This is a genomic window from Pseudomonas sp. B21-017 (assembly GCF_024749245.1).
In the GTDB taxonomy this organism is placed as follows: domain Bacteria; phylum Pseudomonadota; class Gammaproteobacteria; order Pseudomonadales; family Pseudomonadaceae; genus Aquipseudomonas.
On the sequence record NZ_CP087194.1, the window covers coordinates 3,391,064 to 3,414,996 of the forward strand.

Sequence of the window (23,933 nt, forward strand, 5' to 3'; positions counted from 1 at the left end):
CAAAAATGACTAAAGAACAAAAAATCGTTCCCGGCAAAACCCGCCTCGCGACCTGGCGCGCGATCTACAACGGCGCGCCTGCATGCCTTTGTGAAAGTGCACGCGCAGGCATCGAGGCCTCCGCCACAGCGGTGGATACCCTGGTCGAGAGTGGTCGCGCTGTTTACGGCCTCAATACCGGCTTTGGAAAACTCGCCAACGTGCGCATCAGCGACGCGGATCTGCGTCAGTTGCAGAAGAACCTAGTGATGTCGCACATGACGGGGTATGGGCCGGCCTTAGGCGGTGATGTCGTGCGGTTGGTGATGGCACTCAAAGTAGCAAGCCTTGGGCGTGGTGTTTCCGGTGCTCAATACCGAACTGTCCAGTTGTTGGAAGACATGCGCGAACGTGGCGTGATTCCTTACATCCCCGCCCAAGGTTCGGTCGGTGCAAGCGGCGACCTCGCCCCATTGGCACACATGACCGCTGTAATGATAGGCATGGGTCAAGCCTGGTATGACGGCGAACTGCTCGACGGCGCCGAGGCGCTGGGTCGCGCCGGTCTGGAGCCCATCGTATTGGCGCCTAAGGAAGGCTTGGCGTTGATGAACGGCACCCAAGTATCCACTGCGCTGGCGCTTACCGGATTGTTTGCTTTGGAGAATGCCTTCAAGGCCGCACTGACCATCGGCTGCATTACCACTGAAGCACTCGCGGGTATTGCGAGCCCCTTCGACCCCCGCATCCACGAAGTTCGGGGCCACGCTGGGCAAATTACGGTCGGCGCAGCCTTCAAACGTCTGCTCGATGGCAGCCCGATGCGCGCCATTTCCGAAGCGTCGGGCAAGGTGCAAGACCCCTACAGTATCCGATGCCAGCCGCAAGTGCTCGGCGCTTGCCTGGACATGATCCGTTTCGCCAGCAACATGCTAGAGATTGAAAGCAATGCGGCATCTGACAACCCGTTGATTTTCGTCGATACCGGCGACGTGATATCGGGCGGCAATTTCCACGCTGAACCTGTCGCCTTCGCTGCGGACATGCTCGCCATCGCTATCGCGGAAATCGGCAACCTTTCCGAGCGCCGATGCAACCTGTTGCTTGACCCATCCTTTTCGGGTTTGCCACCGATGCTAACTGTAGATGCAGGCCTGCACTCTGGGTACATGACGGCACATATTTCCGCCGCAGCCATGGCTTCGGAGAACAAGCAGCGTGCCACCCCAGCCTCTATCGACACTATTCCGACTGCCGGGAACCAAGAAGATCACGTGTCTATGGCCACGCATGGTGCGCGCCGACTGCTGGAGATGACCTCCACGCTGCGCGGGATCCTCTCGGTCGAAGCGCTTTGCGCAGTTCAAGGCATGGATCTACGCGGTGGCAATCCCTACAGCAAAGCGCTTTCGACGAGCATTTACTGCATTCGCGACCAAGTGCCCGCTATGAATGAAGATCGACCGATCGCGCCGGACATGGCGACCGTCGCTGAACTGATCAGGAGCGGGGCCTTATCCGCAGCAACACCAAGTCTAGACGAACTGTTCTAACCAACGCCGCCACCGGCTCCTGCCGGTGGCCAACCTCAGATACACAGCCTGTCACCTGCCAACTACTGCACAGAGAAAAAATCATGAACAAGAATCTCGTTGTAGCTTGCGTAGCCGCCACTCTGTTCGCCGGCTCAGTCATGCTCAAAGCCGAAGCCGAAGAGATGCTACGCCTGGGCGTTGATCCTACTTATCCGCCACTGGAATACCGCGATCCTCAAGGCAAATTCGTCGGCTTCGACATCGACTTGGGTAATGAAATTTGCAAACGCATCGAAATGAAATGCGAGTACGTGAACAGCAGTTTTGATGGTTTGATTCCAGGTTTGCTGGCTCGCAAGTTTGATGGCGTCCTTTCCAGCCTGTCCATCACAGAGCAGCGCCTCAAGCAAATTGACTTCACCGACAAGCTCTCTAATCCCTCTACCCGTTTGGTTGCAAAGGAGGCCGCCGGCATATTGCCTACCGAGGAGGGTCTTAAAGGCAAAACCGTTGGGTACCAACAAGGCACCATCCAGGAGTCCTACGCCCGCACCTACTGGAAACGGCCCGGCATCCGACTACAGGCCTACGCCAACCAAGATCAGGTTTACTCGGATCTGGTGAACGGTCGTATCGACGCCGCGCTCCAGGATGAGGTGCAGGCCACTTATGCCTTCCTCAAAACCGATCAGGGAAAAGGCTACGCATTCGCCGGGCCTGTGATCGAGGATGAGAAAGTCTTGGGCAGCGGCACAGCGATCGGCGTGCGCAAAGATGACACCGATCTCAAACAGCGGATCAACAAAGCCATTGCATCCATGCTTGCCGACGGCACTTACAAAAAGATCGCGAGCAAATATTTCGACTTCGACATCTACGGCGGGTAAACGCAGAACGCCGGCCACGTCGATGCGCCGGGCCGGCTTCGCAACCTCCCTCTCTGTCCACCGTTTGCGAGTAATGTGCCATGCAATGGCTTGAATACTTACCGCTGATTGCTAAAGGCGCTTTAAGCACCGTTCAGTTGGCGCTGGTAGCGCTGGTACTGGCGCTGTTTTTGGGGCTGCTCAGTTCCTTGGCTAAGTTGTCGGGCCGAGCCTGGCTAGTTATTCCAGCGCAGTGCTACACAACCTTGATCCGAGGTGTGCCTGATCTAGCGCTCATGCTGCTGATCTTTTACACGATCCAAATTGGAGTGAATCACATCACAGACAAACTCGGCGCTGGCCGAGTGGAAATAAACCCCTTCGCCGCCGGCGTCATGACCCTCGGTTTTATCTACGGAGCCTACTTCTCCGAAACGTTCCGAGGGGCATTCCTAGCCATTGATCGTGGTCAGACTGAGGCTGCAAATGCCTATGGTCTGTCAGGGCTACAAACGTTCAGAAAGGTGCTGATGCCGCAGCTAGTCAGGTATGCCCTGCCCGGCATTAGCAACAACTGGCAGGTTCTGGTGAAGGCCACCGCACTGGTTTCAATCATCGGTCTGAGCGATTTGGTATTAGCCGCCCAGGAAGCAGGCCGCAGCACTCACAACACTTTGCTGTTCATGCTAATAGCGGGAGCCGTGTACTTCTGCCTTTCCGGGATCTCTAGCCTGTTGCTGCACTGGGTGAAGTGTCGCTCAGCGGCGTGGGCCCGGGAGGTGGAATTATGATCGAACTCTTCACTACTTATTGGCAAAGCTTTCTGTGGTCGGATGGGCAGCAATGGAGCGGTGTCGCAGTTACCCTCATGCTATTGATCGCCTCAACAGTGGGTGGCTTCGTTCTTTCGATTCCGCTCGCAGTGGGCCGGGTCTCCTCGTCCCGAATGCTGAGCGCAGCCATATGGCTGTACACATACACGTTCCGCACCACGCCTCTGTACGTACAACTGTTGATTATCTACAGCGGGCTATACAGCTTGTCATTCATCCGGGATACGCCGCTAGTAAGCGACTTTTTCCGCGACGCCTATTGCTGCACTTTGCTGGCATTCATCCTCAACGAGTGCGCCTACATGACCGAAATCCTCGTGGGTTCGATTCGGGCTAGTCAGCGAGGCGAGATTGAGGCCGCGAAAGCCTTCGGGTTGAGCGCCGCCACCATCAACTTCAAGGTGATCTTGCCAAGCGCTTTGCGCCGCGCCCTGCCGGCCTATAGCAACGAGGTAATTTTCATGCTGCACGGCACGACCTTGGCATTCACTGCCACCGTGCCCGACATCCTCAAGGTGGCAAGGGATGTGAACTCGGAAACTTACCTGACGTTTACCACCTATGGGCTGGCCTCACTCCTCTACCTAATGATCTCTCTTTGCATTATTGCCAGCTTCCATGCTGCGGAAAAACGCTGGCTCAAGCATCTCAAACCCAGAAAGGCCACCAAAGCCGCCAAACCTTCCGCTCCTACTCTAAAAGAAGGTAGTTTCGTATGAATGCCCTGACCGTTGACAACATCCATAAAAGCTACGGTAGCCACAAGGTTCTACATGGCGTGTCGTTGAGTGCTCAGCGTGGGGAGGTGATCAGCATCATCGGCTCCAGCGGTTCTGGCAAAAGCACATTTCTTCGATGCGTTAACTTTCTTGAGCAACCAGATTGCGGCAAGGTCAACCTCGATGACCTGTGCATTGATATCGATCCCAAAAAATCGCCTAGACCCGACAAGCAGACGCTACGCAGACTGCGCACGCGCCTGGCGATGGTGTTCCAGCATTTCAACCTGTGGGCGCATATGACTGTGCTGGAGAACGTCAGCATGGTGCCGATGCAAGCATTGAAAGTCAGCAAGGAAGAGGCGCGTGCCCGTGCGGTCGCTTACCTCAAGAAGGTCGGTTTGGACGAGCGCTTCCACAATACTTATCCGGCCCATCTGTCCGGCGGCCAGCAGCAGCGCGTCGCCATCGCCCGAGCGCTAGCAGTCGAACCTGAGGTAATGCTTTTTGACGAGCCCACCTCGGCGCTTGATCCGGAACTGGTAGGGGAAGTGCTCAAGATCATGCAGCAGCTTGCCCAAGAGGGACGCACGATGATCGTGGTCACGCACGAGATGGGTTTTGCGCGAACGGCCTCAAGCAAGGTCATCTTCTTGCACGGTGGCAAAATCGAAGAGCAAGGTACGCCAGAGGAATTATTCGACAATCCTAAAAGTGAGCGCCTTCGCCAGTTTCTTGCCATGGGGCTCAAGTGATGAACAGTGAGCACGGCTACGGCAGCTTGATCAATGTCCCTGAAACCATTTACGCCATACGGCACGAGCTCCACAAACATCCCGAATTGGCTTTTGAAGAACATTCAACCGCGAACCTTATTGCTGAGTCATTGCAGAGCTGGGGACTAGAGGTGCACCGGGGACTGGCTGGAACAGGTGTCGTAGGGGTATTGCGAAGCCAAGTAGGCACGCGATCCATCGGACTACGCGCCGACATGGACGCATTACCGATACAGGAAAAGAATCAATTTTCACATGCGTCTGTGCATGCCGGCAAAATGCACGCGTGCGGTCATGACGGCCACTCCGCCATGCTGCTGGCTGCGGCGCAAGAGTTGTCACGCACCCGCAGCTTTGACGGAACGGTCTATTTCATATTCCAACCCGCCGAAGAGCGTGATGCAGGCGCCCTACAAATGATCAAGGACGGGCTGTTCGAGCGCTTTCCCATGGACGCAATCTTCGGTATGCACAACTGGCCGGGATTACCGGTCGGCCAATTCTCGTTGCGCCCTGGGGCCATGATGGCCTCGGACACCGAATTCCGCATTACCGTCTCTGGTAAAGGCGGACACGCAGCGTTGCCACAGCAATGCACCGATCCAATACCGGCCCTTGCGCACCTTGTCCAAGCGATCCCGATCATTACAACGAGGAGCCTATCGCCTTTAGATCCGGTCGTGCTATCGATTACCCATATTCATACAGGCACCGATGACACGTTGACGGTCATTCCAGATCAGGCCCAGCTCGGAGGAATCTTTAGGGCGTTTTCAAGAAACTCCATGACAACCATTGAAACGCGGATACGTCACTTGGCATTGCATGTGTCGCAAGCATTTCATTGTGATGTTCAAGTGCAGTGCAAGTCCGACTATCCCCCTCTGATCAACCATGCGCAGGAGACGGAGCTGTGTGTTGACGTCCTACGTAAACTCGTCGGGCCCGGCCAAGTGGTCACCGACGCGGAGCCGACAATGGCCTCCGAGGACTTTGCGCACATGCTCGAGCATACGCCTGGCTGTTACGTTTTCATTGGCAACGGCGCCAGTGACCAGCGCGGTCTCGGTCACGGCGACGGGCCATGCGTGCTTCACAGTGCCAGCTTTGACTTCAATGACGACATTCTGGCCCTAGGCGCCACCTACTGGGTGCGGCTAGTGGAGACTTACCTTCCGCACACTGACCATGCGGACAATCACCTGCGGTAAACGGTCGCCTCATCAATTTTCAAGGAGCAATCATGCAACTCGCAAAAAGTATCAATCTGAAAGTATTGCCCGACGTCTACAGCATTTCCCGACTGCACGGGGACGAAAAGCTTCCGTCCTGGGCAGATGGCACAGGATTCGTCAGCATCTCACGTTCGCCTGAAGAACTGTCGATCGTCTGCTTGCAATCACGTGTACCTGAAGGCGTTAAAGTTGACCGCGACTGGAGGTGCGTTCAGTTCGTGGGCCCATTCGCCTTCGATGAAACAGGCATCATCCTCTCTGTCATCCGCCCTCTTACCGAAAGCAGTTTTGGCGTGTTCGTGGTGTCAACCTTCGATGGCGATTACATGCTGCTCAAAGAGACCGACTTCGAGAAGGGACTGTCGGTACTAACTGAAGCTGGCCACAAAATTCACCGTTAGCTCAGCAGGCTGCGCCTAACTTTTATTAGCGGCGCAGCTTTACAGAACACATGGAGCGCCTAGTGATGTCGACGATCTGGACGCCAGCAATGGTCGATACTGCCCAACTTGCCGATCGGCTGTTAGTGCTGGGGCCGAGAGGTTTTTTAGCGACTTCCGATACCGTACTGTTTAAAGAGGCGTGGGTGTCGACCCTTGATCTGCATGTCGGCAGCGTACATGGCGTGGGTTACCTGAACGGTTCGCCCATACATATGATTCAAACCGTTTCTACCCAAGAGCTACCAAGCTGTGCCTGGATGCCACTTAGGCATCTGATGCTTGAACGTGACCTTGCAACTTACAAAATGTTGGCCTACGCAGCTCAAGTGGGAACCTGGGCACAGCAACATCGGTTCTGCGGTGCCTGTGGCGCGCCTACTGTCACGTCGAAAGCAGAACGAGCGTTATGCTGCGAAGACTGCCGCCTGCGCTTTTATCCCAGGATCTCTCCCTGCATGATCGTCCTGATCACGCGAGGCGAAGAGGTGTTGTTGGCCCGCTCACCCGCTTTCGCACCTGGGCTTTACAGCACCCTTGCCGGGTTTGCGGAGCCAGGGGAGTCCATGGAAGGATGCGTAATCAGAGAAGTCCGCGAGGAGGTGGGAATCGAGATATGCAACCTTCGCTATAAAGCCAGTCAGTCATGGCCTTATCCGCACTCAATGATGTTCGGCTACCATGCCGACTACGACGGAGGCGAAATTGTGCCGCAGCCGGGGGAGATCGAAGATGCGCGCTGGTTCAACTTGCATGAACTACCAACTCTATCTTCCCACCGCTCGATATCTCGTTATCTTATAGAGCTACATATTGCCGAAATGAAGGGTATGCCCTCTCCTGCTCCGCCTCAGTAAGGATAAGTTTTGAGCTGTTCGACTAGATGTTTTTCGAACTACCCGAATTCAGTGAGCTCAGACATGGAAACTTAATCTTTCTAGCTTTCTAATGGCACACCAAAAACAGATATTCGCAATAAGGAGAAGGTCACACATGAATATAAATTTGACTATGGGGATGCGCTTGCAGGAGGAGCGGAAGCGACTCGGGTACAGCCAGGAAGGCTTCTCCCTGCTCATGGGTGTCTCTCGTCGAACTCAAGTTAGTTATGAGACCCGTGACAAAAATGCGGGCTTATTATATTTGAGTAAAGCCCAAGCCAAAGGTCTAGATATTTATTACATCATCTCTGGAAACGCCATAACTACTGAACAACAGCTACTTTCCGAAACAGAGGCAAACCTGCTGAAAATTTATCGAAACCTTGACCGACAAGAGAAAGAGTCGTTGATGATCATTGCTCAATCACTAGCCAAAGCCCCATCAAAAAAATAACGATTTTATCGATTATTAGAACTGCCTAACTGAAGTTTAATACCCCCTCTCTGTTCCGTCCTTATCCAGCCCGTCCCTCGATCTGTTCGATCTGTCAGTCACCACGCTGATCCGCGTCAACGCGCGCTTAGCTCTCCCAGACCTCGTTTTCCGATCGCTCAAACGACCAATGACCACTTGAACTACGGAGACAAAAAGTCCACGATAGACAAATATCACACGAACAGGTGTCGCTGGCATGGCTCAAACCGTAGAAACCACCCTTCCTTCGCAAACCCCGGGCGTGGTGCACAAACTCTGCAAGCACACCTTCGGTGGTAGCTTGGGTCAACGAAGTGCCTACATACAGGCCGGGTTGCATGCCGACGAACACCCAGGGCTTCTTGTGATTCAACATCTTCTCGTTCATCTGCAAAAGCTGGAGCAGCAAGGGCGGATTTTCGGTCGAATTGTGATCAGGCCATTCGCTAATCCTGTTGGCATGGGTCAGCAGGTTTTTGGCCAACTAACTGGACGCTTTAATCTCGCCAATGGTGAGAATTTCAACCGCAACTTTCCAAATATCGTCGACAAGCTGGAGACCGTGCTGACAACGACACGACCAGCCCATAACGACACTTCAGCAATGAAGGCATTGATGCTGTCTGTGCTTGGCGATTCGATTCCTACGGAAACTGTCGCCGCGAATAAGTACCTGTTATTACATGAGGCGCTACAGCACGATCTGTTTATCGACCTGCACTGTGACACCTCAAGCATTTTGCACATTTACGCCAACCTCAATCAGCAGGAACGGGCAACACGTCTCGCCACATGCATGGGTGTAACGGCGGTGTTTCTCGAAGAGGAAGCCGGTGGATTCCCACTTGACGAGGCATATGCCAAGGCCTGGAAAACGTTGTATGTGAAAGAGTTCGTGGACAAAGAACACCTTGGTTTCTCCGCTACCGTCGAGCTTCGCGGCCAAGCCGATGTGGAAGACGATATCGCCGAACAAGATGCGATGGGACTACTGCGTTTTCTCTGTGCCGAAGGCTTGATTCGCTTGGACGATGACACCGAACACCCCATCAGACCGGAGCAGGTGACTATCTATCCACTGGAGGGGGTTGCCCATCTAGAAGCAACCGGCACAGGCATTATTGCCTGGAAAAAAGCGCTCGGCTCTGCCGTGCAGCGCGGAGAAATTATTGCCGAAATTTTGCCACTTGATATGCAGCTCGGAACTTCGCGTATTCCGGTACTAAGCCCAGTCGACGGCGCTCTCATTGCCCGACATCACATCAGGCTGGCTCGAGCGGGTCAACGCATTGGTATGGCAGCGGGAACCGAACCGCTGCCAGGACGTATTACAGGCCAATTGATGCACGCTTTCTAACAACCAGAGTAGGTACCAAACCTATCAATAAGCTACGAAGACTCAATTTTTAAACTGCCTTGGCAAGCTGCTTTTTGCGGCTTCACCAACAAAACCGACAATCAATCTGAGGCACCTAAAAATGAAAATCCACGCAGTATTCAGCGGTCTTATGCTCGCGCTCTCTATGTCCATGGCCCACGCGGCAGACCAACCGCTAAAAATCGGCATAGAAGCGGCTTATCCTCCCTTCGCCTCCAAGTCACCCAACGGAGAAATCACCGGTTTCGATTACGATATTGGCAATGCGCTCTGTGCAGAAATGCAGATCAAGTGCCAATGGGTCGAGCAGGAATACGACGGCCTGATCCCCGCTCTAAAAGTCAAAAAGGTTGACGCGATTCTATCGTCGATGTCGATCACAGAAGAGCGCAAGAAATCTGTCGACTTTACCGACAAGTATTATCAGAGCCCCGCTCGACTGGCGATGAAAAGTGGAACACAAATTGGTGAAGACCTCTCCGGCCTGAAAGGCAAGCGCATCGGTGTGCAGCGCTCCAGTATCCATGATCGCTTTGCGACCGAAGTCCTGACGCCCAAGGGTGCGGAGATCGTGCGCTATACCTCGCAAAATGAGATCTACCTGGATATGAATTCCGGCCGGCTGGATGGAACTGTCGCTGATCAAATCATTCTCAGCGAGTCATTTCTAAAATTGCCTACCGGTCAAGGATTCGCCTTCGCTGGCCCACAGTTGACTGATCCAAAATACTTCGGTGACGGCATCGGCATAGCCTTACGCAAAGGCGATGCCCCGCATGTACAAAGTTTCAATGACGCCATCAAGGCATTGAGGGCCAAGGGTATCTACCAAGCCATCAACGCGAAATATTTCGACTTCGACGTATATGGCAAGTAACCGCTGATATCAATACTCCTGGGGTAGTTCGCTACTTCACGTTGTGAACTGTTTGCTAACAAACTATCAAAACAAAAGGTACCTACATGAAGATCAAAGAGTTCGGCGTTGAAATCTGGATGAACGCCTATGAAAACGATTGCAAATACAACCTGGCCGAAACTTGCGTCGAGTCTTTGACCATCGAACAACTACTTGAAATGGCCGGTAAAAAAGACAGCATTCTCGATGAGCTGTTGCCGTTGAAGATGACGTATGGCGCCATCGAAGGCTCTGATCGCCTGCGAAACAACGTGGCGGCTTTGTACTCGAAGCAGAGCAAGGACAACGTGATCATCACCCATGGTGCGATAGGTGCTAACGCCTTGGTGTATGAAACCCTAGTTGAGCCTGGTGACCACGTTATTTCCGTGGCTCCAACTTACCAGCAGCACTACTCGATTCCCGAGAGTTACGGCGCCGACGTTTCGATTCTCAAACTACGTGAAGAGAACGCCTTCCTGCCTGACCTAGAAGAGCTCAGTGCGCTGGTCAGGTCGAATACCAAAGTGATTGCCATCAACAACCCGAACAACCCGACCGGGTCTCTGATGGATCAAGCCATGCTTGAGCAGATCGTGGCGATTGCTCGTTCGGCCGGTGCCTACCTTCTCAGTGACGAGGTCTACCGGGGCATCGACCAGGACGGCGACGGCTTCACCGTCTCGGTGGCAGATCTGTACGAAAAAGGTATCAGCACCGCCAGTATGTCCAAGGCGTTCTCGCTGGCCGGTCTTCGTTTGGGCTGGATCGTCGCGCCAACCGACCTGATTCATCGGGTCACCATTCACCGCGACTACAACACCATCAGCGTCGGGATGCTAGATGATCATTTCGCGTGTATCGCGTTGGAAAACAAGGACAAGATTCTTGCCCGCAACAAATCCATTACTCGCACCAACCTCGAATACCTCGATCAGTGGATCGCGAATGAGCCCAAGGTCTCGTTCGTCAAACCGAAATCCGGCACCACGGCCCTTCTGAAGATCGATGTCGACCTGTCCTCCCGTGACTTGTGCGTCAAGCTCCTGGAAAACAAAGGCGTTATGTTCACGCCAGGCAGTGCTTTGGACATCGAAGGTTATGTGCGCATTGGTTATGCCAACAACCTATCAGTCCTGAAAGAAGGCCTGGAAAAGGTTTCGGAATTTCTCGCGGAGTTTTGATCTTCTCCTCCATGCCTTCGCCAAGCCGCCTGGCATGGTCTGATGAATGATGCCGACAGCGATGCCGTCGGCATTTTCATTACTCGATTACAACATTCGCATGATGTTGGACGCTCCCATAGGCGGTCGTTACTAGCCCTACAAAACCTCGGCTCGTAGTCAAACACCGCAGCTGATACATTTGTCCACCTAATGGAATCTCTTGCGACCTGCTCCAGCATGAAAAAACTTAATAATTACAAGGCCATCGCCGACGGCATCGCGCTGCTGTATTTCCCTCATGCGGAAGTCATCATTCACGACGTAAAAACGCAAACCATCGTCCACATAGCCAACAATATTTCCAAACGAAAACTGGGAGATGATTCAGCCCTCGATCAGTTACCGGGAGATTTCGAGATCGTCAGCAACCTGGGCCCTTACGAGAAACTTAACTGGAACGGACAGAAAATTCGCTCCATTACCAGCGTGCTGAGAAACGACGACGATGAGCCCGAGGCGCTTTTGTGTATCAACATGAATTTCACCGTGCTGGAGATGGCACGTGAAGCGCTGAACAATTTCTTCGAGCCCAGCCGGTTGCTTCCACAACCTGACGCATTGTTTCGGGATGACTGGCAAGAACGCATCAATACCTTTCTGCACGCTTGGCTCAGAGAACATAATCTGTCACTTCCTGGACTGACGCGAAATGACAAACAACGGCTGGTTGAAGCTCTATTCGCCGAAGGCGCTTTTGAAGGCCGAAGTGCTTCAGACTACATCGCTAACGTTCTGTCGATGGGAAGGGCTACCGTGTACAAGTACGTGAAGCGCCTGCGTGAAGCAGTGTGATTCGATTTTAAGATCGATTACTGAGTACGCTGTATGGCCAAGACCTCGAACCCCTTTCACGACTGAAACCGTACTTGGCAAGCAATCGCGGAGCTTCGTTTCGAGCTCTGTTTTCTGCTTGAGGTCGGCTTCACTTTTCACGCAGCTCCCTCCTCACTCTGCTAATGCCCGACAACTCGCGTGTGGCCCTGGCTGACGTGGCCAAGTTCTTCGAACTGCCCACCGTCCTGACCACCAGCTTCGAACAAGGCCCTAACGGCCCACTGGTACCGGAGCTCAAGGAAGTGTTTCCGGACGCGCCTTACATTGCCCGTCCTGGCCAGATCAATGCTTGGGACAACGAAGACTTCGTCAAGGCGATCAAGGCGACCGGTCGTAAACAGCTGATCATTGCCGGCGTGGTAACTGACGTTTGCGTGACCTTCCCGACGCTGTCGGCCCTGGCTGAAGGGTTTGAAGTGTTCGTGGTCACCGATTCTTCCGGCACCTTCAACACTACCGTGCAACAGGCGGCGTGGAACCGCATGACGCAAGCCGGTGCGCAAATGATGAATTGGTTCTCGGTAGCCTGCGAGTTGCAGGGCGATTGGCGCAATGACATCGAAGGCCTGGGCAACCTGCTGTCCCAGCGCATTCCGAACTATCGCAATCTGATGAATAGCTACTCGGCATTAGCAGCGCGCTAAGCTTAATTCGGCCTTGCAATTCCGAAAGCGCATACAACAAAGGGCCCTCGAAGGGCCCTTTTGTACTCAAACCAAAATCACTTGCTAAGCCAGGACTCAACAGTGTCAGAGCCGTGTTTTGCTTTCCATTCCTTCAGAGTCTTGTGATTGCCGCCTTTGGTTTCGACGACTTCGCCGGTGTGAGGATTTTTGTAGACCTTCACCTGGCGCGGCTTACGAGTACCGGATTTTGGTTCGGCAGCTGGAGCGCGACGACTGGCTTGTGGATCAAGCAGGTTGATCACGTTCGGGAGGCTGTAACCATACTCGGCCAGCAAAGCGCGAAGCTTCGTTTCGAATTCGATTTCTTTCTTGAGGCCAGCATCGTCTTTCAGGGCTTCGAGCGCCTGAAGCTGTTCAGCGAGGTGTTTTTCTAATTGACGGAATTCGGCGAGTTTCGACATCGTTGTCTCCTTCATATTGATAGGCCATTATCGGGGGCTGCCCGACTCCAAGTCTAGCCAAGGGATCAAAAAAGGATTTTTATGCATTTAGTAATGCTCGACACCTGCGTATGGCTGGATATTTCGTCCCAAAAAGCAGAATTACCAATGCTCACTGCCCTAGAGCATCTTGTCGAAGAAGGAGTCATTAAGCTCCTGGTGCCAGAGCTTGTACGTACAGAATTCGAGCGGAACAAGGACAGGGTCATTGAGGCCACGCGCAAACGAATTGCCAGTGAGTTTCGAGTTGTCAAAGGGATCATCGAGTCGTTCGGCGGTGAAGAGAAAGACGCAGCGCTAAAGACTATTGATGATGTAAACCACAGGCTGCCAATTCTCTCTGAAGCCACTCAGGGCACCGTCAGCCGCGTAACGAAACTGTTTGACCAGGCTTTCCAGCCCCCTATCTCAGATGCCGTGAAGATCAAGGCTGCGGAACGAGCAATCGAGAAGAGAGCCCCATTCCACAAACAGAAAAATAGCGTTGCCGACGCTGTGCTGGCCGAGGCCTTCCAAGAATTCCGAATCGAGCATGCAGCAAATTTCGAAAGTTTCAGGTTCGTAACTCACAACGTTACTGATTTCTCCGGTAAAGATCACAGAAAGCCACACGATGATTTCGCCGAAATTTTTGATGGCAAAACTTCTCAGTTTTTCAACTCTACAAGCCCAGCGTTGGAGGATCTGCTCGACTTGGAGGAATTCCATTACGAGTTCAGCTTTGCTTGGGAAGATGAGACGCGTGGCCTGCAAGAGATCATGTTAGCCATGGACGAGTTATTCGATAAAGTTTGGTACAACCGGCACATGAACACGATGTATCGCATTGATACTGGCGAAACGGAAATAGTGCTTGCCGGAACCGAACTCTATGGTAATAACGTTATCCACGAGGACATTCTACTGATGGCTAAGGGGGCAGCTCAACGCATCAGAGAAAAATACGAAGATACCGGGCCTTGGAGCAATTTCGAATGGGGCATGCTTAACGGAAAGCTCTCCGCATTGCGGTGGGTACTGGGTGAGGAATGGGACATGCTCGACACCTGAGGACAACGAGGGGTTGTGCCCCCTCAATCCTCTATCAATCCCAGCATTCCTGAGAGCTTCATGAATTGCCCCCAATTTTGATGACGACGCGATGCTCCGATGCCCTTTACACAAAAAAAGTTATGGCTCAGCAATAATTATGGCTGAGCCATAATTCGAGATAATTCAGTTATGCCGATTCCCCGAGCGTCTCTGCCGATGGCACAACTTGAATCACCTGCAGTAAACCTTCCAAAGCTGATCAATGTGCGTCGTGAAGCTCTGACTCATCATCTCCCGCCGCATCCCCCAATTCGGATTAGTCGGTACACTCGCCAGGCGCATCGTCCCCCTGCCCCACCGACCATTGATAGCATCCAGAACGCCCATCACCTTTGCTGTCGATTCTGGCTGAGAGATAGCAAAGAAGTCTTCGGTTTACTCGCCTTTCCGGCGTAGATGTACCAGGAGCACCTCAGCCTTGCTGTACTTGAACCCCGGTCGGAAGACTCGATCTACCGCGTCTACCGCAGCCTTTGTCATCAAACGAACGTCGTCCGTTGGATAGGGTAATACCATCTGGACACCGTTGGCGTACTTGGCCTCCTCGGGATGTATGCTGACCCGAATCTTCTTGCGCAGCGAGTGTTGGGCTCGGAGCTCTTCAGTCGCACGTTGCATGTAGGTGGCCACAGCTTCTTTGATGGGTGCGATATCGGTGAGGCGCTTGCCAACATTCGGGAACAGCAAATCTCTTGTTTCGGTGGATCAGGTTCATCTAGCTCCAGGCATGGCGTGCCGGCCAACTCACGCGCTGTTTTCTCGATCACCACGCTGATTTTTTTGGGTAACATCCAGGGATCGGTTTTGGAGAGATCCCAGGCGGTCTTGATGCCCATGCCTTCAAGGTGAAGCGTCATCTTCCGTCCCACACCCTAAACATCCGAGACCGAGCATTTCTTCAGCACCCAGTTGCGCTGGGTTTGATCGCGAAGGTCGACGACTCCATCGCTCTGCGATTGCCATTTTTTGGCTGCATGATTGGCGAGCTTACTGAGAGTTTTCGTACTAGAGATCCCAACGCCGACCGGGATACCAGTGCTCCGATAAACCTGCGCACGGATCCGACGTCCTAACGCCTTAAAATCACCTGGAACGCCAGCTAAATCAGAAAAGGCTTCATCTGTAGACCTGAACGTTGAGCACCAGCGACTCGATCACACTCATTACACCCTCGCTCATATCGCCGTTTATGTGGAGTAGAAAATCAATCGGGAACCGAAAATTTAATTCATGCCACTGTTTCCCCTGCCCCAGCGCCCCTAACTATGTTCCAGCTGTTACCGCAGACCGAAAACTACCCTAGTAAAGTGTAGTGGGCGTGTGTGGGCAGTTTTTAGTACGCACCAACATACCTCAGATCTTCCTTAGACTATATTTCGATAATCTAGCTGGCGCGAAATCGTTCAAAGTTATAAATAAGTGAAAAAAACTGTTAACAACCAATCGCGTGCGAAAAGTGTAATAAATAAAATTGCTTTGAATTCAATAGCGAATAGCAAATGATCATCAATCTCAAGAAAGTCAATATGGAGCAGTATGAAACTTACTTCATGTTGATGGTTGGATCGCCTTATTTTCGGGGCTTGATACTGGCGCAGTGAACCAAGTACATTCACCTCGCTTTCCAATATCGATGGTCGCCAACAGGAAGTTACCCCATGCTCATTGCTAAAGCTGAAGTTTTTTTAACAGAAGTGTCATATAAAAGTCCTTATCAAACCGCAACCAATATAACCGCCAAAGGTCGACATGTAGTCTTGAGGGTGACGACAAATACGGGGCTGGTTGGATGGGGAGAGTCGGGGATTATATCGAGAGGGTATCCTGCGCAGGGTGACACTCCCGAAACGATGCTGGCGGTATTGGAAAATTATTTATGCCCAGCAATAATCGGTAAAAATCCGTGCATGTTTGAAATAATAATGAATAAACTCGATAGCGTAATTAAAGGCCATCTTTTTGCCAAATGCGCGATAGATCATGCACTTCTAGATCTTGCGGGAAAAGCATACGGAGTTCCAGTCTGCAACTTGTTAGGAGGAGCGCATGCACTTAGCTACAAGGTAAGCCGCAGCCTGCCGTTTGCTTGCGCGAAAGTCGTCACTGAACGTGCTCTTGAATTACAGGGGCTTGGTTACGAGCGACTGACACTCAAGGGATCCGGCGTATTGAAAGACGATTACACCTGTTTTAAATCTGTCAGGCAAGCTTTAGGAGATGACTTTGAGTTGGAAGTAGACCCCAACTGTGCCTATGACATTTCCACCGCTATTCAGTTTATAAAGCGCATAGAACAGCACGGCGTTTTTGCTGTCGAGCAACCAACACCTGGCCACGATATCGCCGGCTTGGCCGAGGTCAAACGCAATGTCTGCACCCCTATCATTGCCGATGAAAGCGTTTTCAATGCCAGAGATCTCAAGGAGATAATTCATCTTAACGCCGCGCATGTAATCTGCCTGAAACCATTCAAGTCCGGTGGCATATTATCCTCTCGCCGCTTATGCGCCGCGGCGGAGATCGCCGATTTGCAAGTGAGCACCGGTAGTATGCATCCATTTGGTATTGGCACCGCTGCCCTTCATCATTTTGTTTCTACGCTAAAAAATGTAGCAACCACAGGATACGGGTGCCCTACTGAGAGATTTGCAGACGATATAATTGACGAGAGTTGCTACTCATTTCGTGATGGTCAAGTTACACTTTCCATCGATAAGCCAGGATTAGGCGTAGAGGTTAATGAAGAAAAACTACTTTCATATACCTCACTCTATAAATCAATCGAGCGCTCAAAAGCCGTATAACCCCTTTAAGGCAATGGATTGTATTTTATGACTTTTATAACGCTCGTCGATTCTACGCTGCGCGAAGGAAATCAAGCCCCAGGGGTTAAACTCACAACCAAATCTACCTTGACCATAGCCTACGCACTCGCGGACGCGGGTATCGACTTTATCGAAGCAGGCCACCCGTACGCGTCGAAACAAGAGTTCGACAGAGTCACCGCTCTTGTAAAATCAAAAATCGCCAAAAACATACTCGCACACTCCCGCGCTCACCAAGACGACATTAATGCCGTTGCGGCGACAGGGGCAAACTGGATAGGAATATTTGCAGGCATCAATGAAACGTCACAGAAGTATCGCATTAGAAAATCAAAAGCACAGATACAAGATCTAATTAAACGAAGTGTGCTGTATGCAAAATCACTTGGCCTGAAAGTTCGCTACACTATTGAGGACGCTTCCAGGACGCCATCTGATGATTTGATTGAGACGTTTAAAATTGCTAAAGCTGCCGGTGCGGATCGAATTTGCTATGCAGATTCATTAGGGGTTTGCGATCCTTTCAAGGTTCAGGCCACTATTAAACTAATCAGGCAATCATTATCTGACATTGATCTCGAAGTGCACTTCCATGACGACAGAGGTTTGGCGATGGCGAATACCTTAGCCTCCATAGAGGCAGGCGCTACTTTTATTTCCTGCACGGTCAATGGCATCGGCGAACGATGCGGCATCACCGAAACATGTCTTCTGATTACTAATCTGCACTTCAACTCAATACTTTGCAGCGGTAAAGCCTCGAAAGTCTTAAAGCTCAGCAGCATCGTTTCGAAAGAGCTGGGAGACGCCTTTGACCGACGGCGCCCGATTATCGGCGAGTACAGCTTCGTACATACCGCAAAGCTTCATGTGACCGCCAATTCCCGAAACAAAAATTGCTATCACTGGATAGACCCTGCTTACTTGAGCGAATAAACCGCGAACTTGAATCTTATGCGAGCACCTCAACATGATGGGTCATGAGTGGTTGACAGGCGTCGGTCTGATTTTCCTCGGATTAATAACGGGATTCGTCGGAACCAACACGGGTGGGAGTGTATTTTTAACCGTCCCAGTGATGATCTGGCTGGGGATTCCGCCTCAGTCGTCGATCGCCACAGCGCGCCTGGCTTCGGTAGGCACCATGATTGCCGGACTGCGGCACTTCCATAATCAGGGAAAGGTCGATTATGCGTTGGCCGTTCCGGCTGCGGTACTTGGGCTGGCCGGGGCTCTTGGAGGAGCGAGCCTTCTTCTTCGAATAGACCCCGCGCTGCTGCACAAAGTAATTGGCGGGCTGACACTGCTGCTAGTCGCACTGTCGCTTATAAAAAAGCCTCGTAACGGCGAAACACCTCCCTCAGCGATCAGGCGTCTGTTTGGCTATATTCTTTTCATCCCAGTAGGAATGATCGGCGGGTTATTGGGTGGACAAGCCAAACTCTCGACGTATTTATTCATTATCTTTTTCAGAAAAACCATTAGCGAATCGGTGGGTACCCGCAAAGTCGGCGGGCTTGTCCTCTCCGTGGGCTCACTAATAATTTTCGGCGTCAGCGGCATCATTAACTGGCAGTACGGATGGTGTCTGGTTATTGGCACACTATTGGGTGCAAATGCCGGCGCGAAGTTTGCGTTAAAGAAGGGCGACCAATGGATGGAGTCAGTTTTCAATATAGTCGTGATCGCATTGGCATTGAGGATGCTGTTCTGGTAAGCAGAAATCACGCAGTCCAACGAAATCGGAAGGTGTACTCTCGAATACGTGAATGGGCTCCCCCTGTTTGCCAAGCCTTCATTTAGAAACGCTCATGTCCTGCCCTTTCTAGATTCGATCTCACAGGGTGTTCTGTTATCCAAAGCTGGCACGTTGTTAAGTTTTTAATTAGGCCGTCTAGCTTCTCTAAATCGCCTTCCACAATCGCGCGCTCATCCGCCGTCAATGGAACTGTTTTTAGGGAATTGTCCTATGTTGGCTTTGCTTTCCAAAGCTTGAGCTCATGCACCGACTTTTGGCTGGTTGAAATCACAGCCCTAGATCTCGACCCAACTGATCCGCTTTCACTTCATCTGTGGCAAGACCAACCTTCATGAGGTGCAATTGCAATTGGTTGCGCAAATGCATTCTCAGACGAGACCTAAGCTCGACGTAGTCGGCAGATGGGCCTGCATAGATATCACGACGTTTCATCACGTCACGCAGCACCCTGACGCTCTCAGTGCCAATCCCTGACGCGTGCAGCCGCACGCTAGGATCGAACCCAGGATCTCTCTTGAAACTACCGACAGCCTCTTCAACCAATCGCACAAACGCTGGCGCGTCACATGCCTGCTGAGCTGTGCGCCAAATCTTAATCTCCAACTCATCTTCCATCTGCTCTCTCCGATTCATACGAGACTCCGCGCACGTGAAAGTTGTCCGACACGGGTATTTTTTAAAAAAATGACTCGTTGTTTGAAATCAAACGGGGAAGCAGCGGCTTACGCCGCGAAGTGGCGATTTTGCTATGCCCATAAGGCAGGCCATACGTCAGCGTCAGCAGGATAAATCGCAGAAAAAAAGCCAGAAGCAGAAGCACTGCTAAAGCAAAAACTCACACCGTTTCGTCAGCAGGATCGGCGGCAGGTGGAGCGCCGAGATCGCTGCTTTTTTGTTGCTCTCAAATATAAAGATCCGTCGCTCAAAAAAAAATTCAAGGGGCCTTCTGAAAAAATATTTCTGTTGACACGATCGGAGCAAAGAAAAATACGTTCCGCTCTACCGCCTAACTCTGTGTAAACGACAGAGCTGCGATAGGCTGGAGCTTGGGCATACCCGGACGCTTCCTCAATCATCCGGTCTATTACGTGCCCCCCAGTTCATGGCTGCTCAGGTCAACCGAACTTCTCTATCACTGGTTTGAACAACGTATCCCGGTAGACAAAACATCCATGGTCTAAGCTTTCGATCACTGGAGTGACTGTGACAGCTAGCGCTGTAGGGTTCGTTGATGGGCATTTTTTCCGATCAGTAGCGCTGGGTAGTCCATAGTTCTAGAGATGCATTTATCGGATACCGCCATTGCGCCAGCCCCCACCTTTCAAGGTTGAAATACTCATGGCAAGGAAGAAGGCAAAAAACTCGACCGGCACCGGCATCCTGATCATTTTTGCACTGGCTTTTGGTGCATTCGCTTCGATCCCGAAGAATGCATGGATCGCTATTGGCATCGTCGCTTGCATCGTCGCCATTATGTGGTTGTTAGCCACTCGCACTAAACGACAGCTTGAACAGATTCAAAGGTCTGCTTCAGCGACAACGCACCTGCGGGAGCCGCGAAGCAAAGACGTGACCTTCTCCATGCATGAGGCTTCGTCGAGCAATAGGTCTGAAGAACCCTCCGAATTTTATACCGTCCAACTCGGCTCCCCCCCTTCCGCCTCCTTTAAAATTCCAGATGCAAGCAAGCAGAAATCCGATACCCGCTGGGTTCCGGCGGGCGAATCGGTCACTGTGTCTGGTTTTTCACTTCCCGGTGGAATGCTCTATGTAGGAAGCGCACTGGGCCGATACGACGCGCAAGAACCATCACTGCTCAATGCCAAACTGCGGATAGCCAAATCGTACGTTGATATCGAAGAGCGGCTGATGCCCTACTGGCCGAGTTTTCACTCCATTTCGCCAGAGGCTCGGCGCGGATACCTGCAGTGGCTAGAAGGCGGACGTCGTGATCCACTGGCAGACACCGGCTACGTCTTTTTATTTTTTTATGGCCTTGAGCGCCGTGCACTTGTTGATGCAGTAAGCGATCCGCAGGTGAAGGCCGAGATTCCTCTGATCACCAAAGAAGTCCAACGGCTGCTGGATATCTATGGGGACAATCGATCGTTCAGGGGGTACGCGGAGGGCTTTCTGGACTACCTGAGCAATCAAGCGCTCGATCCTAACCTTTACCTTGGCCCACCTCCTGATGCCGTTGCTTACAGCTACGAAATGCCGCTTCCACTACGCATAGGGTTAGGGCAACACGCCTCCAACAAACGACCACTTGATGCCGACTGGGCATTGGCATGGGCACTCGCCGACCCCAACATCAGCAAGCGCACCCCGGTAACTCGGTGTAAGGATGTCTTCGCTGCATTGTTCAAACTCAAGTACACGAGTACGCACCCTGCCGGGCTAATCCTCGCGCAGAACAAGACCAAGCTTAAAGCAAGCTATCGACCGGCCTCCGCAGTGTTAATGGCACCCGCAGTTAACCTGGGGGATCTTCCTGATGTTATGGCTACTTCAGGAACGCGTAAAAACCTGCAATTGATTGTTGAGCTTTGCACCAGCGAGTTGGAGCCCTATAGCCGCTATCTGGGCCGAAACCCTGAAAGCGCAGAGGCGCTGGAGGGGCTTTTGCAGCTTCCTGTCGCGCTATGGCCAGCGCCGGCCCGTGCAGAATTGGACGATCTTCAACACAGGATCGGTGATGACCTGATTGCCATGAGTTTTGGCGAACTCGCTGGACGGTTCAAGAGCGCAGGGGCGTTGTCTCGCGACAAAGTACTGGCACTCGCCCGCGCGCTGGAGTCACTCCATATCGGTATGGAACCTGACGTTCTGGCAGGCAGTAAAACACCGAAAGCCGAAGACCAAATTGCATTGTTCGTGACCCAACCAGAGGACGGATCACTGCGAGCTTCGGCGGCCTATAACGCGGCCTCGGTCACTCTTGACCTAGCCAGTGCAGTAGCATCTGCCGATGGGGATACTTCAAATGAAGAAGTCACCATGCTGGGTCAGCACATTGACTCATGGAGTCACCTGAGTGTTGCCCATCGCAAACGTCTCAAGGCGCACTTACGAATCCAAATTCAGCAACCTCCAACACTCGCAAGTTTGAAGAAAAAGCTCGACCCTTTGACCGTCGAAGCAAAGCGCGCGATTGCCAGCTTCCTAGCCCACCTCGCACAAGCCGATGGCACCGTCAGCCCATCGGAGGTGAAGCTTCTGGAGCGAGTGTATAAAGCGTTGCAACTGGACAGTCAGCTGCTCTACAGCGATCTTCACGGTGCTGCATCCGGAGCAAGAGTTGCATCCGTCATACCACCCGCCAACACCACTCAGTCCGAGCCTGGGGTTCCCCTCCCAGTTAACGCCAAGCAAGGGTTCGTGCTCGATCATGAGCGAATTGCTGAATTGCAACGAGAAACAGCTGAGGTATCCGCCCTACTTGCTCAGGTGTTCACTGATGACCGGGTTGAGGAATCTGAGCAGCTTATTGAGGATGCCGAATCGACTTCAGCGTCGAGTGCTGACGTTGCGGGCCTCGACTTGGAACATTCTGCGTTCCTACGCCTATTGGTCTCACGTCCAGAGTGGAGTCGATCTGAACTTGAGTCCGCTGCGAGCGACATGGAGCTAATGCTCGATGGTGCTTTGGAGCAAATCAACGACATGGCCTTTGACCGCTTCGATATGCCCATCACCGAAGGTGATGATCCCATCGAAATCAATAAAGACATTCTGGAAGAGTTAGCCTTATGACCACTATCAGAGCCAAGGATCGCGACGCGGTCATCCAATCGCTACGCGCCGGCGTCGTCCCTCGTGTCGGCCAACACTTGATTCAGGTCGGCCGGGTGGGCGAACTCGATGCGCTGATCACCGACGTTAACCGCCTGGTTGAAAGCGGCTCAGCATTTCGCGTCGTGATTGGCGAGTACGGCGCCGGCAAGACGTTTTTTCTCAACCTGGTACGAGCCATTGCGATGGAGCGCAAACTCGTCACCATGCATGCTGACTTAAACCCCGATCGCAGGCTGCATGCCACTGGGGGACAGGCACGCTCACTCTATTCCGAGCTGGCCAAGAACATGTCGACACGCACAAAGCCTGATGGTGGGGCTATGCAAGGCATCGTCGAGAAATTCATCTCCCAAGCCAAAACAGAAGCCAAGGCGGCGGGTACTGACAGTGAGACTGTCATCCGTACACACCTGGCTGAGTTGACCGAGATGGTCAACGGCTACGATTTCGCTGAAGTGATCGCTGCGTATTGCCGAGGTTTCGAGGACGGCAATGAGCAACTCAAGGCTGATGCCATCCGCTGGCTGCGTGGTGAGTTCACCACCAAAACCGATGCGCGTGCGGCTCTGGGTGTGCGAACGATCATTGATGACGCCTCCGTCTACGATCAGCTCAAGCTGCTGTCGAGATTCGTCAGGCTCGCAGGTTTTGGCGGCCTGATGATCTGCCTCGACGAGCTGGTCAACCTCTACAAGCTGGCCAACACGCAGGCACGCAATGCCAACTACGAGCAGATCCTGCGCATCCTCAATGATTCGCTGCAGGGATCGGCTGAGGGGCTTGGATTCGTCCTGGGTGGCACCCCTGAGTTCTTGATGGACACTCGCCGAGGTCTGTTTAGCTACCCAGCCCTGCAATCGCGCCTGGCCGAGAACTCGTTTGCTAAAACAGGGCTGGTGGATCTGTCGGGCCCAGTTATTCGCCTGACCAGCCTCACCCCCGAAGACTTCTATGTGCTGCTTCAGAAGCTGCGCCATGTGTATGCGGGCGGCGATGCTGAAAAATATCTACTGCCTGACGAAGCGCTCCCGCTGTTTATGGCGCACTGCAATCAGCGCTTGGGGGAAGCCTACTTCCGCACGCCGCGCACCACGATCACTGCTTTTATCAATCTGCTGGCCATCCTGGAGCAAAACCCGGGAGCTGATTGGAGGGTGTTACTGGGAGGTGTCGAGGTAGCTAAAGACCTGGGCGGAGAAGACGACACGAAGGTCGACGCGGACGATGAACTTGCCACCTTCACACTCTGAGTCATCAG

21 protein-coding genes and 2 pseudogenes are annotated in these 23,933 nt (G+C 52.6%); 20 read left to right on the top strand and 3 right to left on the bottom strand.

Features of this window, described 5'->3' with window-relative positions; genetic code table 11:
* Positions 1 to 5: 5 nt before the first annotated feature.
* The 14 genes and pseudogenes from hutH to ycaC all read left to right on the top strand — a co-directional run.
* Complete coding sequence (gene hutH, locus LOY28_RS15280) at positions 6 to 1,532, top strand: histidine ammonia-lyase (protein ID WP_105348921.1); 1,527 nt, start codon at positions 6 to 8, stop codon at positions 1,530 to 1,532.
* 83 nt (positions 1,533 to 1,615) lie between these two features.
* Positions 1,616 to 2,401 carry an ABC transporter substrate-binding protein gene (locus LOY28_RS15285; protein ID WP_105348924.1) on the top strand — a complete coding sequence of 262 codons (786 nt, stop codon included), beginning with the start codon at positions 1,616 to 1,618 and terminating at the stop codon, positions 2,399 to 2,401.
* 80 nt (positions 2,402 to 2,481) lie between these two features.
* Positions 2,482 to 3,171 (top strand): ABC transporter permease, encoded by a 690-nt coding sequence (locus LOY28_RS15290; protein WP_105348926.1) that lies wholly within the window; start codon positions 2,482 to 2,484, stop codon positions 3,169 to 3,171.
* Positions 3,168 to 3,932, top strand: a complete 765-nt coding sequence (gene hisM / locus LOY28_RS15295) for a histidine ABC transporter permease HisM (RefSeq protein ID WP_258612055.1) — start codon at positions 3,168 to 3,170, stop codon at positions 3,930 to 3,932. Before LOY28_RS15290 ends, hisM begins: the two co-directional genes overlap by 4 nt.
* Complete coding sequence (locus LOY28_RS15300) at positions 3,929 to 4,687, top strand: ATP-binding cassette domain-containing protein (RefSeq protein WP_258612056.1); 759 nt, start codon at positions 3,929 to 3,931, stop codon at positions 4,685 to 4,687. The genes hisM and LOY28_RS15300 overlap by 4 nt, the downstream gene beginning before the upstream one ends.
* A complete protein-coding gene (locus tag LOY28_RS15305; protein ID WP_258612057.1) occupies positions 4,687 to 5,919 on the top strand; it encodes a M20 aminoacylase family protein in 1,233 nt (410 codons plus the stop codon). The genes LOY28_RS15300 and LOY28_RS15305 overlap by 1 nt, the downstream gene beginning before the upstream one ends.
* Before the next feature lie 32 nt (positions 5,920 to 5,951).
* Positions 5,952 to 6,344, top strand: a complete 393-nt coding sequence (locus LOY28_RS15310) for an ACT domain-containing protein (protein ID WP_105348936.1) — start codon at positions 5,952 to 5,954, stop codon at positions 6,342 to 6,344.
* A gap of 65 nt (positions 6,345 to 6,409) precedes the next feature.
* Positions 6,410 to 7,240 (top strand): NAD(+) diphosphatase, encoded by an 831-nt coding sequence (gene nudC, locus LOY28_RS15315; RefSeq protein ID WP_258612058.1) that lies wholly within the window; start codon positions 6,410 to 6,412, stop codon positions 7,238 to 7,240.
* Positions 7,241 to 7,376: 136 nt separating this feature from the next.
* Complete coding sequence (locus LOY28_RS15320; protein WP_258612059.1) at positions 7,377 to 7,718, top strand: helix-turn-helix domain-containing protein; 342 nt, start codon at positions 7,377 to 7,379, stop codon at positions 7,716 to 7,718.
* A gap of 238 nt (positions 7,719 to 7,956) precedes the next feature.
* A complete protein-coding gene (locus LOY28_RS15325; RefSeq protein ID WP_105348943.1) occupies positions 7,957 to 9,096 on the top strand; it encodes a succinylglutamate desuccinylase/aspartoacylase family protein in 1,140 nt (379 codons plus the stop codon).
* A gap of 151 nt (positions 9,097 to 9,247) precedes the next feature.
* Positions 9,248 to 9,994, top strand: coding sequence for an ABC transporter substrate-binding protein (locus tag LOY28_RS15330; protein ID WP_258614458.1), 747 nt, complete (start codon positions 9,248 to 9,250; stop codon positions 9,992 to 9,994).
* An 86-nt stretch (positions 9,995 to 10,080) separates the two neighbouring features.
* Positions 10,081 to 11,199 (top strand): aminotransferase, encoded by a 1,119-nt coding sequence (locus LOY28_RS15335; protein ID WP_258612060.1) that lies wholly within the window; start codon positions 10,081 to 10,083, stop codon positions 11,197 to 11,199.
* Positions 11,200 to 11,418: 219 nt separating this feature from the next.
* A complete protein-coding gene (locus tag LOY28_RS15340) occupies positions 11,419 to 12,033 on the top strand; it encodes a transcriptional regulator (RefSeq protein ID WP_258612061.1) in 615 nt (204 codons plus the stop codon).
* 179 nt (positions 12,034 to 12,212) lie between these two features.
* Positions 12,213 to 12,719, top strand: a pseudogene (gene ycaC, locus LOY28_RS15345) (isochorismate family cysteine hydrolase YcaC); the annotation flags it as partial.
* A gap of 77 nt (positions 12,720 to 12,796) precedes the next feature.
* Here the strand turns inward: ycaC and LOY28_RS15350 are convergent.
* Positions 12,797 to 13,162, bottom strand: coding sequence for a histone-like nucleoid-structuring protein, MvaT/MvaU family (locus LOY28_RS15350; protein ID WP_258612062.1), 366 nt, complete (start codon positions 13,160 to 13,162; stop codon positions 12,797 to 12,799).
* Positions 13,163 to 13,243: 81 nt separating this feature from the next.
* Between LOY28_RS15350 and LOY28_RS15355 the strand changes: the two genes are divergently transcribed.
* Complete coding sequence (locus LOY28_RS15355) at positions 13,244 to 14,251, top strand: PIN domain-containing protein (protein WP_258612063.1); 1,008 nt, start codon at positions 13,244 to 13,246, stop codon at positions 14,249 to 14,251.
* 213 nt (positions 14,252 to 14,464) lie between these two features.
* Here the strand turns inward: LOY28_RS15355 and LOY28_RS15360 are convergent.
* Positions 14,465 to 15,502: pseudogene (locus LOY28_RS15360) on the bottom strand (DUF4113 domain-containing protein).
* Between the two features lie 449 nt (positions 15,503 to 15,951).
* Between LOY28_RS15360 and LOY28_RS15365 the strand changes: the two are divergent.
* The 3 genes from LOY28_RS15365 to LOY28_RS15375 are packed head-to-tail and all read left to right on the top strand — an operon-like array spanning position 15,952 to position 18,835.
* Entirely contained in the window at positions 15,952 to 17,097 is a 1,146-nt protein-coding gene (locus LOY28_RS15365; RefSeq protein WP_258612064.1) for a mandelate racemase/muconate lactonizing enzyme family protein, read from the top strand.
* Positions 17,098 to 17,124: 27 nt separating this feature from the next.
* On the top strand, positions 17,125 to 18,054 hold the full coding sequence (locus tag LOY28_RS15370; RefSeq protein ID WP_258612065.1) for a LeuA family protein: 930 nt from the start codon (positions 17,125 to 17,127) through the stop codon (positions 18,052 to 18,054).
* Between the two features lie 34 nt (positions 18,055 to 18,088).
* Complete coding sequence (locus LOY28_RS15375) at positions 18,089 to 18,835, top strand: sulfite exporter TauE/SafE family protein (protein ID WP_258612066.1); 747 nt, start codon at positions 18,089 to 18,091, stop codon at positions 18,833 to 18,835.
* A gap of 309 nt (positions 18,836 to 19,144) precedes the next feature.
* Here the strand turns inward: LOY28_RS15375 and LOY28_RS15380 are convergent, their stop codons facing one another.
* A complete protein-coding gene (locus LOY28_RS15380) occupies positions 19,145 to 19,492 on the bottom strand; it encodes a hypothetical protein (RefSeq protein WP_028941104.1) in 348 nt (115 codons plus the stop codon).
* Positions 19,493 to 20,215: 723 nt separating this feature from the next.
* Between LOY28_RS15380 and LOY28_RS15385 the strand changes: the two genes are divergently transcribed.
* Together LOY28_RS15385 and LOY28_RS15390 are read left to right on the top strand one after the other, a co-directional pair.
* Entirely contained in the window at positions 20,216 to 22,633 is a 2,418-nt protein-coding gene (locus LOY28_RS15385; protein ID WP_258612067.1) for a TerB N-terminal domain-containing protein, read from the top strand.
* Complete coding sequence (locus tag LOY28_RS15390; RefSeq protein ID WP_258612068.1) at positions 22,630 to 23,925, top strand: ATP-binding protein; 1,296 nt, start codon at positions 22,630 to 22,632, stop codon at positions 23,923 to 23,925. The genes LOY28_RS15385 and LOY28_RS15390 overlap by 4 nt, the downstream gene beginning before the upstream one ends.
* The last annotated feature ends 8 nt before the right edge of the window (positions 23,926 to 23,933 follow it).